10 protein-coding genes are annotated in these 16,227 nt (G+C 40.4%); 3 read left to right on the top strand and 7 right to left on the bottom strand.

Features of this window, described 5'->3' with window-relative positions:
• Positions 1–50: 50 nt before the first annotated feature.
• The 7 genes from L1272_RS13265 to L1272_RS13235 are packed head-to-tail and all read right to left on the bottom strand — an operon-like array spanning position 51 to position 10,061.
• Positions 51–1,661 carry an AAA family ATPase gene (locus tag L1272_RS13265; protein ID WP_235373621.1) on the bottom strand — a complete coding sequence of 537 codons (1,611 nt, stop codon included), beginning with the start codon at positions 1,659–1,661 and terminating at the stop codon, positions 51–53.
• Positions 1,662–1,677: 16 nt separating this feature from the next.
• Complete coding sequence (locus tag L1272_RS13260) at positions 1,678–2,490, bottom strand: M48 family metallopeptidase (RefSeq protein ID WP_235373620.1); 813 nt, start codon at positions 2,488–2,490, stop codon at positions 1,678–1,680.
• The gene (locus L1272_RS13255) at positions 2,483–5,782 is read right to left on the bottom strand and encodes a type I restriction endonuclease subunit R (RefSeq protein ID WP_235373619.1); all 3,300 of its coding nucleotides are present in this window, start codon (positions 5,780–5,782) and stop codon (positions 2,483–2,485) included. Before L1272_RS13255 ends, L1272_RS13260 begins: the two co-directional genes overlap by 8 nt.
• A gap of 23 nt (positions 5,783–5,805) precedes the next feature.
• Positions 5,806–6,732 carry a GIY-YIG nuclease family protein gene (locus tag L1272_RS13250; protein ID WP_235373618.1) on the bottom strand — a complete coding sequence of 309 codons (927 nt, stop codon included), beginning with the start codon at positions 6,730–6,732 and terminating at the stop codon, positions 5,806–5,808.
• Positions 6,729–7,895 carry a restriction endonuclease subunit S gene (locus L1272_RS13245; RefSeq protein ID WP_235373617.1) on the bottom strand — a complete coding sequence of 389 codons (1,167 nt, stop codon included), beginning with the start codon at positions 7,893–7,895 and terminating at the stop codon, positions 6,729–6,731. The genes L1272_RS13250 and L1272_RS13245 overlap by 4 nt, the downstream gene beginning before the upstream one ends.
• On the bottom strand, positions 7,885–9,408 hold the full coding sequence (locus L1272_RS13240; RefSeq protein WP_235373616.1) for a type I restriction-modification system subunit M: 1,524 nt from the start codon (positions 9,406–9,408) through the stop codon (positions 7,885–7,887). Before L1272_RS13240 ends, L1272_RS13245 begins: the two co-directional genes overlap by 11 nt.
• Before the next feature lie 38 nt (positions 9,409–9,446).
• Positions 9,447–10,061, bottom strand: a complete 615-nt coding sequence (locus tag L1272_RS13235) for a restriction endonuclease subunit S (protein WP_235373615.1) — start codon at positions 10,059–10,061, stop codon at positions 9,447–9,449.
• A gap of 418 nt (positions 10,062–10,479) precedes the next feature.
• Between L1272_RS13235 and L1272_RS13230 the strand changes: the two genes are divergently transcribed.
• Genes L1272_RS13230 through L1272_RS13220 form a run of 3 tightly spaced genes read left to right on the top strand, consistent with a single transcriptional unit; the run spans position 10,480 to position 16,227 of the window.
• On the top strand, positions 10,480–11,655 hold the full coding sequence (locus L1272_RS13230) for a tyrosine-type recombinase/integrase (protein WP_235373614.1): 1,176 nt from the start codon (positions 10,480–10,482) through the stop codon (positions 11,653–11,655).
• Entirely contained in the window at positions 11,648–14,236 is a 2,589-nt protein-coding gene (locus L1272_RS13225) for a hypothetical protein (protein ID WP_235373613.1), read from the top strand. The genes L1272_RS13230 and L1272_RS13225 overlap by 8 nt, the downstream gene beginning before the upstream one ends.
• Complete coding sequence (locus L1272_RS13220) at positions 14,233–16,227, top strand: hypothetical protein (protein ID WP_235373612.1); 1,995 nt, start codon at positions 14,233–14,235, stop codon at positions 16,225–16,227. Before L1272_RS13225 ends, L1272_RS13220 begins: the two co-directional genes overlap by 4 nt.

Raw genomic sequence — 16,227 nt, 5'->3', positions numbered from 1 at the left:
ATAATGTCACCTTCATTTTTTACTTACGAATGCCACCTTCAAAAAGCTGCTTAAACTGTTACCAGATTTTCTTCTTCTTGAGCTTTTACAGGTAAGTAAATTTTTAGTTTCTCATCAAGCCAGTCTGAGATCTCAACAATATACTCATTCCATTCCTCTGTCTCTGAAATTGCTTCCAACACCTTGTCTCTAGCTGTTCTAATTCCAGAGGTTTCAGCAAGAATCTCAAAGTACACATGCCAGTCCTCCAGCCCTTGTATTTCTCTTGAATATCTTTGTAACTCAATAACTCGTGGATCATCAGACTCTATTGATTCGAACATTATTTTAATATTGTATTCAGGCGACCCACCACTCCCTTGTGGGGCAACGTTAGCTAACTTGAATTCCACAATATGATTTAACATTGATTGTCTATGTTCGTTTTTATCATCACCATTTAAGTGTCTTTGACACTCAGAGGTTCTTTCTTCTATCGTGTTGCAAACATCACCGTCAAGAACACATAAAGTCTCAGAAATATCCGAGTCCATTAATATTTTGCCAGCTAGAATCGCAAATGCATTTGACCATGTACCAAATTTTGTAATATTCACATAATGCGTTGCATGCTTTTGATAAAGAAGTGTTTCTATAACCGAGGTTGCAAGGTCATCCTCAACATAAATTTCGATAGGTACTGTTCTGACTCCAGTAAGCTGTTGCATAACTTGAGGGTGAGTATGAGGCATTGGTATAACTCCTTTGCCTGTATTTAGCACACCATATATCAGTAAGTCGTTTTTAAAGTCGATTATCGTCTCACGGTGTGTCGAGAAAATTACTTCAATTTTATTTTCATTTGCTCTTTTAATAATTCGTTCAATGAGTCGCTTAAATGCCATGCCGTGTAACAAGACATCAATCTCATCAATTAATAACAAACCCCCTTTAGCAAGTTTGGGGTTATGCAAAGCTGAAAGGATTGTCAGTAGCCTTTTTTCTCCTGCCCCCATTGAGTGTTCGCTGTATTCAACACCATTGAAGACGAGACCAAAAAGAGTATGAACTTTATCTTTTTGCTTAACTAAGCAAGTGGTCAAACGGTTGTAATTTCTCCCCAGAATATAAACTAAGTCTTCTTTTATTTTATCTGAGGCTTCGTGAGCTAAGTCTTCTGTTTCATATTCCTTATAACGACCAGCATTTTTATCTTCGCTGAGTGTCGCAAGATCATGCAGCCCTATATAAGCGGATTCTCTTTCATGTCTTCTGCCGTAAATAGGAAGCCAGCGACTAACTTTTTTACCTTGTTTTTTTGAGTAAACTTCAGTGTGATTTACTAATTTTTTTGTTGGCTCAGAGTTGGGCTTTATTGTTAACTCATCGAACTCAAATTCAATTTCAAATTCACTACCTTCCCATGAAGCATCTTTGTTAGGGGTGAAAAAATGAGATAACCGATTAAAATCCTTAGATGTTGCTTTACCAATAGGTTTAAAGGCACATGCCAGAGCATGAATAAGTGTAGATTTACCTGAACCATTAATACCAACAATGCCAGTTACTAGTTTGTCTTTTTCAAAGTTCAGCGTGAAATCTTTTATACCTTTTAAGTTTTTAACGTGGAGTTTATTTAACCGATAGTTAAAACGCTTCAAAACAGGCTTTTTCTTAGTCATATTTTTTCCTTTGACATCATTCATTCAAATACATCTCCGCCATGTCATCTAATTTGGCTTTTACTTCTTTCCAGTTTGGCATTACTTGAGTTAATAAACGCCAGAAGCGTTCGCTGTGGTTGTGTTCAGCAATGTGGCAAAGCTCATGTAGTATCACGTAATCAATGCATTCTTTCGGTGCTTTAACTAGGTGAGGATTGAGCATCAAGTTGCCTTTAGTTGAGCAGCTTCCCCATTGCTTTTTCATTGCTATCACACGAAATGAAGGAATGCCTTTTACCCAAGTCGCTTTCGGAAGTAGTTCGGCTAGTCGCTCATGAAAAATTGCTTTTGCTTTATGTTGATACCACTTGTCGATTAATGGTTTAACTTTCACCAGCCGATCATCAATATCTTTAGTGACTTCCTGCTTGATTGTTACGTTCAATTTGCCACGGCTTAGCTTTACGTTAGGCACTTGCTCTGCATCATTGATGATCTTTAATACATAGCGCTTGCCTAGATAAAACTGGGTTTCGCCACTTACATATCGCTTGTGCAATACCGTGTCTTTTTGCTTTGCAAAGTCATTAATACTTTGCCATATCCACCTTGCACGCTTGTGCATGGCATCTTGAATCGCATCATCACTTGCATCATGTGGTACTGTAGCCACAACACGCAGATCAGGGTGAACCTTAATAATTACCTTGCGTGCTGTTTTTTTAGCGGTATCACTAGGCTTTGGTTTACGAATAACGTCATAGTGAATGGTGTCGTTACCATAGGTAACGACACCACGTTCATATGTCGTTGTCCGGATTTCAGCAGCTAATGTTAAATTAGACACTAAAATCACCTCGTGATAATCCTAACCTTGCTCGTTTTAACACTTCTTCAATCAGCTTTTGAGCGTTATCAAGGCCAAGATCAGCAAATAACAGCGGCAACAACTTCATGTGTATGGCGTTTTCAATCTCCGCAGGATTGATTGAATACTCAGCAACAGCGGTATTCACCACATCATTAATACTAAACGCTAAAGCTACTAACTTGTCGTTATCTAAGGCTTTATCATTTAAGAACTCAGAATCAAATAGGTGCTTGAACAAACCAAAGTAGGCTTGTGCATGTTTATTTAACTTGCCAGAGTCATCCACAAAGTCATTTGGAACATCAGCCATTTTGCGGTCTTTCACTTCTTGCTCAAAGTCAGCAAAAAGAATGTACTGCTTTACTGGCGCATCAAACATCGCTTTAGCATCTTCAATTGCCTTTTTAAGCATCTTAGAAAAATATTCCTGTGCATAAGGATCATCAGCTAAGTCTTGCTCAATCATCTTTGTGATTCGGCCAGTAATCTTGTCAGTCTGATTACGGGCTTCGTCATCGCTCATATCCTGTGGCTTAACGTCTTTTCCTAAATTACCTACCAAGTAGGCACCATCAGGCTCTTTAACTTCAATACCAGCAATGTGCTTGTCTAGAAGGCTCCGAATATCTTCAGCATATTCATCATAATTAATGGTTTCATCAGCATCTTCACGCACTTGTTTGCGCAAATCGACAAAGGCTTTTAGATCACGTTTGTACAAGTCACGTCTGTTATCGAATGACTTATCTTCAAAGTAGGTTGCTGATTGCAAAGCTACTTTCATACAGTTTGAAAAAGCGGTTAGTGCAGAATAAAAATCATCACGCTTTTTAAGGTTGGTATCGACAAGCTTGCCATCGACATCTTGCACTTTAGGCGCTAACGCTTGGCGAAGCGCTGGGCCATCTTGCTTGTTTTTAACAGCTTCAAATATCGCCCATAAATCGCTATGCAACCCCGGAAGTTTTTTGTATTCCGTATCCATGCGGTTATACAAACCTTTCAGATCGTCAATATCAAAGCCGCCTTGGGTACGTTCAGCGAGGTCTTGGTACTTCTCAATGGTGGTATCAAGCTCTTTTAAAATGCCTCGGTAATCGATTAAGTAACCAAACTGCTTTTTGCTATGCAATCGGTTAACACGGGCAATTGCTTGTATTAGGTTGTGCTCTTTTAGAGGCTTATCAATGTAAAGCACAGTGTTTTTTGGCTCATCAAAGCCTGTCAGGAGCTTATCTACTACGATCATGATGTCTGGGCCATCATCTCTACCAAAGTCTTCAATAATGGCTTTGGTGTAGGCTTTTTCGTCCATTTTATTAACATTTGCCTTCCACCAATTTTGCACAATGTCCTTACTCTCTTGATCAACAGCCTCGTGACCCTCACGAGTATCTGGAGCCGACATCGCCACAACCGATGTTACGGTGCCTATTTTATCCAATGCCTTCTTATAACGAATAGCAGAGGCTTTGGAGTCACAGGCTAGCTGACCTTTTAAGCCTTGCTGTTTAAAGTTCTGGAAGTGGTCAGCAATATCGTATGCGATTAATTCAATGCGGCCTTCGGTTTGGTAGATTTGACCTTTCTGTGAAAACTTCTTCTTTAGGTCAGTTTTTTGTTTGTCTGTTAGTTTACTAGTGCTGCGTTCAAACCACGCATCAATGGCTTTGTCGTTAACATTCAGCTCTGGAATGCGTTCTTCATACAATAGAGGGGTAACGGTTTTATCTTCAACCGCTTGCTGCATGGTGTAAGAGTGAATGATCTTACCGAATTTGTTTTCAGTCTTATCGTCTTTTAATAAGGGCGTACCCGTAAAGGCAATATAGGCCGCTTTAGGCAGCGTCTGCTGCATACGGATATTATTTTCACCGTTTTGACTTCGGTGGCCTTCATCCACAAGTACAATAATGTTTGGGCTATCGTTGTAGCATTCTTTGTACTTAATCGCTGAGCCAAACTTATTAATGATCGAGAAGATAACTCGCTCATTTCCCTTACCAATTTGCTCAGCTAAACGCTTACCAGTTGTCGCCATCGCATCTTTTTTATCTCGGTCGGTTAATACACCACCAGATGCAAAGGTGCGGCTAAGCTGATCTTCCAAGTCCACACGGTCTGTAACTATGATCACACGGCATTGAGCCAGCTCTTCAAGCCATATAAGCGCTTTAGATAAGAACACCATAGTAAATGACTTGCCGCTACCTGTAGTGTGCCAAATAACACCACCTTCACGAGCACCTGAATCATCAAACGTGTTGATTCGCTCAATAAGTGCCTTTATGCCAAATACCTGCTGATACCGGGCAACAATCTTGCCTGCTTTTTTATCAAACAAAGTAAACAGACGGGTCATATCTAATAAGCGCTCAGGGCGAAGTAGACTAACGATTAGTCTGTCTTGGTCAGTGACGGTCAAATCACCCGCAGCAACAAGTGAAAGGTAATCGTCTTTTGCCTTGCGTGAACGGTGATTGAACAGTGTGTGAAGCTGTTCATCACTCAATTTATGGTTTTTTAGCCTGACAAATTCCGCTTCCGGTATTTGCTCCTCTTTCCACTTCGCCCAAAACTTATCTATTGTGCCGCACGTTGCATACAAGCCCTCATGCCCGTTTATGGCTAACAGTAACTGGCTATAGGCATATAAGTGAGGAATTTCATCTTGCTTTTGGTTACGAATGTGCTGCGAAATTGCTTCTGCATTGGTCGATTTACCCTCTTTGTTTGAATCGGGGCGTTTTGCCTCAATCACCACTAATGGCAAACCATTCACAAAACACACAATGTCAGGTCTGCGGTTGCCCGTCCCCTCGGCATTTTGTACTACTAACTCTTCGGTACAATGAAACGCATTGTTATCAATATTATGCCAATCAATAAGCTTAATGGTGGGTGAGGCTTTTTTGCCATCTATAAACTCGGTAACGCTAACACCATACATTAAGGCATTGTAGATTTTCTCATTAGCCGCTTTTAATCCTAAGTTCATAGCAGGATTCAGCTCATGCATCACTTTATCAATTGCGGCCTCTGATAATGTATGTTGCTTACCTGCAAATGAGAACGTCTGTTTCGCTAAAAAGGCACGTATTACAGGGAGTATAAGAACCTGATGAGTGCTTTTCTTTTCACTCGCTAGAGTATTACCACGTAACGCTTCGCATTCACTTGGTGGAATAAAGGTATAGCCAAGATTTGTTAATAGAGTCAAAGCAGGGATTTTTGCGCTGAATTCTTCTTGAAATTTAACCGTTGTCATTGTGCCTAATCATCCTTAATAGTTTATCCCACGCTACTCGTTATTTGCATATCACTGTGCGAATTACCTTGCTCAGAGGCAGACTCTAGGGTACGACCTTGATGATCGTGCAGCGTTACCCCTTGCTCTGTTTTCCAGTCTACCCAGCCATTAGAGCTGGCTAGTAGCAAAAACATCGAAGCACCGCTTGGTGTAGGGAATAAATAATCACGTTGAAATACAAAGCGCCCATCTTGCTCTGCAATTACCCCTTTGGCTAATAGCTGGTCACGCTTATCATAAAACCGTTGTTCTGTTTTACGCTTGGTGGTCATAGGAGCGGAAGAGCCTTTTAATACCACCATGCCTTCGTTGGTATAAATGCCCTTGGCATCGACACCTGTGCGGCTGCAAGAAAATACCTGTTCAGTTTTAGTAGGTGATGTTTCCGTTAGTGGTTCAAAAATAGGATAGCCAAGGGTGGCTAATAACAAGCTACCAATTTCATGAATTTCATCGCAATCGGCTTTAAGCGGAACTGGCGTATGTGGCTTTTGCCCACCATTGCCATTGAGTAGTTCATAACGCTGGCAATGTTTTGCTTTTTCTATCGACAGTGATTCTAAATACAGCACATGAGTTTGCGTTAAGTTATTGGTGAGTGACACCAATACCAATGCACGCTCCCAATCTTTCTTCTCATCTTTGTAGTGCTGCATCAAGCGGCTGCCCACATCGCCCGACTGACCGATATACAGCTCGTCGTTATCTGTATAAGTGTTATCGCCAGACACTAAAAAATACAACCCAACTTGCTTGGCTTCTGGCATTTTCACAAATTCAGCAATATCACTACGAGGCACTTCAATTAAGCGAATAATCGAAGTGGTTTGCTCGGCAATGCGAATACCCGCAGGGTCGCCCGTAGGTAAGAAAATCTGAATGGTGCGAGGTCGCTTTTGTGAAATCATGCAACCTCCTTGTCGTCCACTTTAACTCTACGCTTGCCTGTTAACAGTTGCTGCATTAGCGCTTTTTTTTCTTGCTTTAAGTCAGCAAGTTGTTGTTCTAATAGCTCGATTTCTTGATCAGCGTTGGTTAGTACAGAGGCAATTTTTTGTTGCTCATCCAAATTAGGCTTTTTAACCTTTAAAACTTGAAGATCTTTAGGGTAAATATGAGGTTGCGCACCACCGCTTTGCATTGAATAAATTTTGTTTTGATTCAATTTAAGCAATTGAAAAATAAACAACAGGCAATTGCCTTTCTTTTCGGTTACAACCGAGCAATCAGATGCCCAAATTTTGCATTCATGATGGGAAACGAATCCAGCATAAGCTCCGCTAGCACTCACTGTTACGATATTTTCATGAGTATATTCATTGTGGCTATATGGACTGGTTTTCCCTCCAGCAATAACAGGGTACTCACCACTAATTACGTTTTTGGCACTTAATGCTTTGCCTTTTTTTATACTAGCTATGTCTACTAAATGAAATTCTTCCCACTCACCCTCAAACGGTTTACCTGAATCATCTAGTAGGCGTTTTTTGCCAGTGAGCAGTTGTTGCATCAGGGCTTTTTTCTGCTGCGTACTGTTGTCGATTAGGCGCTCGGTGGTACTAATCGCTTTGTCCCAAGTGGATAGAATTTTGGCGATCTTGCGTTGTTCTAACTGCGGAGGAATTGGAACATGAATACTTTTAATAATTCCTGCGCTCAAATTCTGCTGACCGCCACTATTGGCTAATTCTCTAATATTTTCATATTGACTGACTAAATATTGATAGTAGTAATCAACTTCAAAGCCATCATTGAGTAGTAATGCAGCACACGCTTGATTTGTTGAAGCTTCAATCCCTAGCTTTGCAACTTGCCCACGAGTTTTTCCTTGACCATACATGGCCATTAAAATAGTGTCTTTTGGAAAAAGTTTCGCTGATGAATTTTTAAGTCCTGCTTCAGTTATTTTTTGCTCTGTACCTTTAATAACGCCAAACTGAACTTCAGTTGTTGTTACCCAAGGTATTTGACCGCCAAGCCAGTACGAATCATTTTGTCTACTAGGAGTACCACCAGAAGAAACTTTAGCAATATCTTCTATTACACCTTTTTTCCATCCATTAGGCACCATAACCCAACTCCTTTAAGTAGCCTTCCATCTCTACTTCGAGGGTTTGCAGCTCATTTTTTAATTGAACACGCTCAGTGCGCACTGCCACTAAATCAATCTCTGCTTCTTCTTCAAAGGTATCAACATAACGAGGGATATTGAGGTTAAAGTCGTTTTCTTTGATTTCATCTAAACTGGCAAGATATGCGTATTTGTCAACGCTTTCACGAGCCTTGTAGGTATCTATGATCTTTTGAATATTTGCGTCAGTTAATTGGTTTTGGTTTTTGCCTGACTTGAACTCACGGCTGGCATCAATAAACAACACACTGTTGTCTGTTTTGTGCTTTTTAAATATCAAGATGGCTGCTGGAATACCTGTTCCAAAGAACAGCTTTTCTGGAAGGCCAATCACGGTGTCTAGCAAGTTTTCTTCAATCAGTTGTTGGCGAATTTTACCTTCACTTGATGCTCTAAATAACACACCATGTGGCACTACCACTCCCATGCGACCCGTTTCGGGTTTTAGCGTTTCAATCATATGACTGATAAACGCATAGTCACCTTTGGTTTTTGGTGGAATACCTCGTCTAAAGCGTCCATAAGGATCGTTGCTGGCATCATCATGTCCCCACTTATCAAGTGAAAATGGGGGGTTGGCCGTAACTACGTCAAAGTGCAGTAAGCCGTTGCCGTCTTTATCAAGTAGTAGTGGGTTACGAATGGTGTCGCCCCATTCAATGCGGTGGTTATCTTCACCGTGGAGGAACATGTTCATCTTGGCGAGCGCCCAAGTAGAGCCAATCGCTTCTTGCCCAAATAATGCGTATTTTTTAGAGCCAGAGTTTTTGCGCACCATTGCACCGCATTTTAAAAGCAGCGAGCCACTGCCTGTACATGGATCGCAGATTTGATCGTTTTCAATTGGCTCTAAAACCGTTGCTAAAAGGGTTGATACCTCTGGTGGGGTATAGTATTCACCAGCGGTAGCACCACTGCCAGCCGCAAAGTGTTTGATAAGGTATTCGTAAGCATTACCGATGATATCTAAGCTGCCCACACGCTCTGAGCTTAAATCTAAAATGTCTTTACCAAAGTCTTCCAGTAAGTGGCGAAGTAAGTCGTTCTTTTGTTTTTCTTGGCCTAAACGGTCAGTGTTAAAACTGATGTCTTGGAATACGTTTTTAAGCTTACTGCCGTTGGCTTCTTCAATAGCATGTAAGGCTTTATCGATTCGCTCACCGTTGCCTGCTTCATAACGCTTTTCGTATAAATCCCAGAAACTTGTGCCTTCTGGCAGTACAAAGCGCTGTTTCGACATCATGGCGTGAATAAGCTCAGGGTTATCACCATACTGTGCAACTAATTTGTTGTATTCGTCTTTATAAACATCAGAGATGTACTTTAAAAACAGCATTGTGAGGATGAAGTCTTTATAAGTATCGGCACTGATCACACCACGGAAGGTGTCGCAGGCGTTCCACACCGCTTTGTTAATATCGTCCTGATTGATTTGATTTATAGTTGTTTCCATAGTCGTGACATACCTTAATTTAGTTAATTATAAACATCTTAATTCAGTAAATTTAATGCAATTGCTGCTTGTTCTTTATCTTTATTTTCAATCAGTTGAAGTAATGCTGAGCGCTCTTTAATAGCGCACTTATGCATATTTGCGATAAGTTGTTGGTCTTTAATATCTAGCAGCTTTAGCGGGGTGTTCTCTAGTACTTGCCTACGCACACTTAAATGCAACGACCCCTCAGCGGTGGTTCTGAAATAGCGCTGAGCTGGTAGCTGATTTAATTGCCAACAGATAAACTCAGGTTTCACTCGATTTTGATACTCAGGTTTTACTCGTATCAAAAAAAAGTGTGGGGAGCAGACTGTTTTTACTGGCAAGTCTTCAACTAAAGCAGAAAAATGCTTTACACCTTTAGCAACAAACAACACATCACCGGAACGTAGCCAATTTGGCGCCTTTTTACCGGGAAGTATTACTTTAATCATTTCATCCTGAAAAACTTCTCCTGTAGCGCGTGTATCTCTAACTTGGATTACGTGCACATCCCCATTTTCATCAGAAGGAATAGTTCCTCTAAAGGGATAGCCAGCAAACACATCAGCAACCTCGCAAAGTATTGTAAACATTGGAGCTGATACCTTTTTATAAAATATATAAACCACTTATTTAGTTGCTAAAGCACGAATGTTTTAGCTTAGTTTTTAGATTTAAGCATATTCATACAAAAAAAGATAACTTATAACTAAACTTTTTTGCGATATACAAATGGTGCACTTCATGCGGTATGAATATGATGCATTATTTCCATTGATTTTGATTGACATTCAATGGTATCTTGTTATTTTTTATGCATCATTGAAATGGAGTGAGCTTGTGTTCGTTAAACCGAGAGTTGTACGCAGAAGTGTGAATGTAGGATGTCTCCCTTATTTTCTTAATGCTGATGGGGGTGGGTTACATACTGTAGCTTTTCATGAAGATCATATTGTGAAACGCTTCCCTAGAGTGTTATCGCTATTGCGAATTCAGGACGCTCTCGAAATCAATTTATTCCTAGAGCACAGATATAAAGGGCTTTTTATGCCGCCTAAACGTGGCGGTAAAAAGAACCCTCTTGGTGGCGTGTCGCTTACGACAGTGCAGTCATTAGCAAATTCGATGAGTTTGTTTTTGCAATGGGTTGAGAAGAATAACGTGGACTGGCATGAGGTTTATGCCGTAAGTGACAGTGATAAAGCGAAATATTGGCTTCCTGTGTACCGCTATCGCAAGCACCTTATAGAACAAGTTATAGCAAAGGATATAGACCGAGATACGGCAAACCTATACATCAACCATGTTAGGCAGTTTTACGAGTGGGCAAGAAAGCAACGCAGAATTGATAAAGTGCCATTCAAATATAAAACCAAAGTCATTAAGAAAAAGCGAAAAGATGGCGGTTTAGATTTGCTATTTACCGACTACGGGAGTGAGGAAAAAGGCTTTACCATTACCACGACTGATTTGCTGATCCCTAAAAAGTATAAGCAAAAGAAATCAGGCGATGAAGGTTTATCACCTTACAGCCAAGGTGAATTGAATCTGCTCTATGCCAGCAAGGAACTGACAAAGCAAGGTGCTAAATTGCGAGTAGATTTAGCCGTGCAATGCGGCTTGCGTGCGGAAGAAATTGCCACTTTTACTGCCAGTCATGTTGTTGATCCTGCCTTGGATAATAAAGCAATTTATTACGTAACCATAATCGGCAAGTACGACAAAGAGCGCACGATAATGGTGTCAAAAGGCTTGATGACATCACTTTGGCAGTATCGTAACGGCAAAGAACACCAAGACAGATTAGCTAAGTGGCAGCTTGAACATGGTAACTGTGATGATGCACCGCTGTTTCTTAATCGCTCTGGTGATTTTATGTCTCGTAAATCTATCGGCAATGTGATCTCAAAAGTGCGTAAGGAATTAGTGCCATTCGGGAAAACACTAAAGCGTGATTTTCATGATTTACGTTCAACTTTTGCAACAAACCTTGCTGGTTTCCTAATCCATAAGAATCTGCCCATTGGCTTTGTGCAATACAAGTTGATGCAGTTGATGGGTCATGCGGATTTTTCAACAACTCAGAAGTACATCAATTTCGCTCGATCACTGACATTCGATAAGCAAATGGCGAGTTGGGTAGATAAATTGTTTGGTGAGTTTGTTGCTCCACTACAAGAAGATGCATTTCTTGCTGAGCAATCAGGAGGTGCAGATGCTTGATACCGTGCTTGATTTGTCACAGTTGGAAGAGCAGCTAGGCAGATGTGTAACTGACGAAAACTGTAAACGGATTAAATTACACATTAGCTTTCTAAAACGGCTTTTGCTGCGTTATTCAGTGTTGCGAAGCCATTGCCAAAGTTTAATACAAGATTTTAACTCGCTATTTCGAGACGACTATTGGCTCAAACTAGAGATACAGGCACAACATATCGAACCAGAAGATGATGTGTTATTCAGGCGTTGCTTATTTCATTTTGCAACCGCATTAACCAAGATCAATTCAAGACCTAGCACCGTTTTAGTTTTTGATACAAATATTGATTTATTGCATTGGTATCGGAAAAGCTTTCGCTTAGGTAAAGAGCTTAACGATGCCATAGGTGCGTGGGATAAGCGGTCAACGCTTGCAAGAAGCACCACACTCTTTTACGCACAAATGGCGCAAAAATGTTTACAACTGTTGTGTGAAGCATCTCCTTCAGTCGCTGAGCAGCTTAATGAGTATGGTTTGCTATGGTTTAACTCAACCATGCACTTTAGACAGGTTTTTAACGAATACCCGATTAAAGATAAACACTGCGTACTTCAGCCGGCATTACTCTCGGTGCTTAGCGCATTTAAGCCAGATCATTTTCAAGTTATTCGGATCACTATTAATGATAAATGCATAGACGTTACTGATTTAAACGATATTGAGCCACTGTTGGTTGAACAGCTCCAAGCGCTTGCTAACTCAGATAAATTTAGGGGGAAGCTAGAGCATGATGTTGTGTCAATAACTAGGCGCTTTATTGCTGTTATGAGTAGCATTCGAATAGTCGCTGGCAAGAATAAGTGTGCTTTTGTTGATGAAGGGCTTGATAGCTTCAAGAAAGATGAATTTGCTTTACTTAAAGAAGCTAAGACATCACTAAGAAGAGATCAATTCACTGAGTTGCTTTTACTGCTAGAGCTGCACTTTGGGCATGAGATTCATCGCCATGATTACGTTGATCATTTGCTGCCTTTTTATTTTGAAAAAGAGAAGATGTTTAGACACATTAATTACTTTGAATTAGTGAAGCAGTGTCCTGAAATTGAGAGCGAGCTATTAGAAATCCATCAATCTGAAACCGAACTTTTGCCAGAGAAGAACTATGGCATGGTTACTTTACATGGTCGCTTCATCAGACTTAATCGAATTTTGGTGAAATTTGTATTACCTGATTATACAGAGCAACTTAAAAAGCATGGTTTTAAATGCCTTAGCTTAAACAAAAACCAAATACAAAAAAGTGTGTTTCAACGCATTCAGTCTGGTGTTAAAGGGCAAACCATAAGCTTAAGAACGGGAGCATCTTATTTTGAAATAATAAGATGGGTAATGGCAATTACAGGTCAGACCGTTGTTGAAGCTTTCAAACTGTCATTTAAACGGCATCAACGTCACGCCAGAAGAATGAAAATCGAAGATTTATACAATGATCAAGAATTGCGAGAACTGATTTTTTACATTGAAAAAGGGATCAAAGAAACGGATAACGTAAAGCAATTAATCGCATTGTACTTTGCTCGTATCCAAGTAAAAAGTTGTTGGAATACGTCACCTATGACGGACATAGAGCTCAATGATATCACGGAAGTTTCTCTGCCAACCGCTAAAAAAAGTATTACAGTGTTGATCCAAAAACCGAGAAAAGGTTATGACACCGACACCTATTCATTAGATGGGCGAACTGTAAATAGTGTGATGCGTGACATAGTTCATGTAAGAGATACTCTGACCAACAACTATCGCCACCTTGCAGATGGACATACACGGCAATATCTATTTATCTCCAAAGAAAAAACGAATGTAAGTCGTGTATTGGCAGGCAATATCATTGCTTATATCAAAACTATTTTAAAGCGACTTGGTTGCACAGTTGATTATGATTCGATGCGCATTCGCAAGAATGGTGCAAATCACCTTTACCGTGAAGTAGCAAAGCAAATGCGTGCTTATGAATCAGCAAAACTTCACACCTTCGACACGTTCATCAAGCACTACCAACGAGTGAGTGAAGAAAAAACACAACAAACTTTGCACACCGCAGTAGATGTGATGCAGCGTTATTTTACAGGTAGAGAAATTGACCCGGAAATTAAGGTGTTAATGGTTGATGACGGTAGCACTCAAAAAACGCCCTCAGGCGAGTGTGCATCGCAAGGTAACGATGCAGAAGCTTCACAATACGGTAAAGAACATCGGCACCTATCAGGCAGTAAGGAAAATGGATGGTGTAGTGACTTTTTGGCTTGTGTGTGGTGCAGGCACTTCAGAACAGTCGCTGATCCAGAGCATGTTTGGCAGTTGCTTAGCTATCGAGATTATGTGCTGGCAGATATGTCGGCCAGTATTTCTGATATTGAAAATAATGAATTTCAGCAAGAAGCGATTACGGCACTGCATCAGCGAGTTGATGACATATTAGAGCAAGTAGCAATTAAAAACCCGAAGGCAGTGACTAAGGGAAAAGAGCTGATGGCGGAAAAAGGAATGCATCCGTTTTGGGCATTTGCAGTAACGTCAGTAGAGAATGTGGGAGATATTTTATGACAGGAATTTCAACTGCTGTAGATGCCTGTTTAAAGATTGATGGACTTATCAACATCAACCCCTATAGTTCATCGATTGATGCCGAACTCACACCGTTGGTGCTTTGGCAATATATCCGCTCTAATAAAAAACAGATCACATTGTTCGGGGATAATTCTTGGTATTCGCAAGGCAACAATTTATCCGTAACCTTTAACGGTGTTGGGCCGAAGTATCAATACCAACTTAAGGCCCTAGCACTTGGTATGTATACGCAAGGCTCAGGACAAGGCATGGAGCCGCTTGCATGGACTACGATACGTAGTAATATTGCTAACCTTAAGCGCCTTGCTAAGTGGCTTGAACGTTATGGTATTGAGAGCTTTGGTGACTTAGACAAACTGCCAGAATTGCGTTTGCGCAATATCATATTGGACTGGGTGCAAGCGTCTGATGTAAAGAAGCATCCATCTTATGCACAGTCACTTCTATCAGCTATCTATTGGTTGAAGCTTTATTCAGTAGTTAAAAGCGAGCCGTTTTTTGATTTAATGAATGAATATTTTTTCCCATTTACATTATTAAAAAAAGAACGCAGAAACAAACATTCAGTCATTCCGATTCAAATAATGAAGCAAGTTCTCAAGGCAAGCGAAGAACATGTTAATACCGTTGAGAAGATCATCGATAAGTGGCAAAGCCTACAAACAAAACTCAATGACGGTGTTGAATACGCACCGAAAAAGTACCTTAAAAACTCGACATACGTTGATGGATTAAATGAGTCAGAATCTGCTGAATTAGACGAGTATTATGAGCTGATTAAAAATCTTCGCAGATATACCTTTGTGCTTGTGGTTAGTTATACAGGTATGCGTTATAGCGAAGCAATGACACTAACTGATGATTCAGCTATTGAGCGAAACGGTAAATACTTTATCAAGACGTTGTTGTCTAAAACAACAGATGAAACCCAAAGCTTAGAATGGGTCACGAATGAAGTCACCTACCGGGCGGTAAAACTGCTCACAAGAGTTTGTTCTGTTTACCGTGAGCGTGCAGCTTTGCTACTAAAGTATCACAGCGATTTATTGCCACGAAAGCGGAAGTTGAATTTAGAGTTTGGTTTGAGTAATCGAACTTTGTTTGGTGTGTCACCCCATAAAAAGTCCTGCGAGTTTTCATTAAATACTAAGTCCACTAAAAATAGCTTTAACAACATAAACAAAATGTTTTCGATTAGAGTTACTGAGCATGATATTGCCGATCTTGAGCGCATGGGGTGCAATTGCCAATCCGTCAGCTCAAATCATAAAAAGTTTAAGAAACCATACAAAGTAGGCGATTTCTTTAATTTTACCGCCCATCAATTTAGACATACCTTTGCTTGGTTTATGGTCGCAAATCGATTGGGTGATTTAGACGATATTAAGTATCAGTACAAACATTTAGAGAACATGATGTCGTTGGTTTACAGCCAACGAGGATATGAGTCTATGGAGGAGTTAATTGGACTAACTGAAAGCTTCTCTGAGTTTATGATCTCGCAAGCAATGGAAGATATGGTGAGCGCTGCACAAGACGGCACACTAGCAGGAAAAGGCGGACAAAAATTTATCGCCAAATTGACTGAGATTCTGGCAGATGATCTTACTACCGGAAGCACACCTCACTTCAAAAATATGGAAGAGTTGATCACGTTTGCTGCTAAACATACCAACAACTTTAGAGGCGTGTCACATGGTTACTGTACCAAGGGGGCAGAGTGTAAAGTTCGTAATGTAGCAGATCCAAGCCACTGTGTATGGTGCGATAGCTACATTGCAACACCTCGACATTTACCACACTGGCTGGTTGTTAAAAAGCGATGTGAATCGCAATTAGCAGCATTTGAAAAATTTCCGTCAGAGATAAAGCTGCGGTTAAAAGCATTTAGTACGGCATTAAACGACAACCTTGAAGCTGCCAATATCATCATTGACCAGTTAACGATAAAAGTGAAGGAAGCCTAA

It is taken from the genome of Pseudoalteromonas sp. PAST1, from assembly GCF_021532515.1.
GTDB classification, from domain to species: Bacteria; Pseudomonadota; Gammaproteobacteria; order Enterobacterales; family Alteromonadaceae; genus Pseudoalteromonas; species Pseudoalteromonas simplex.
Note: the sequence above shows the minus strand (reverse complement) of the source record. Positions and strands in the feature narration are given on the sequence as shown.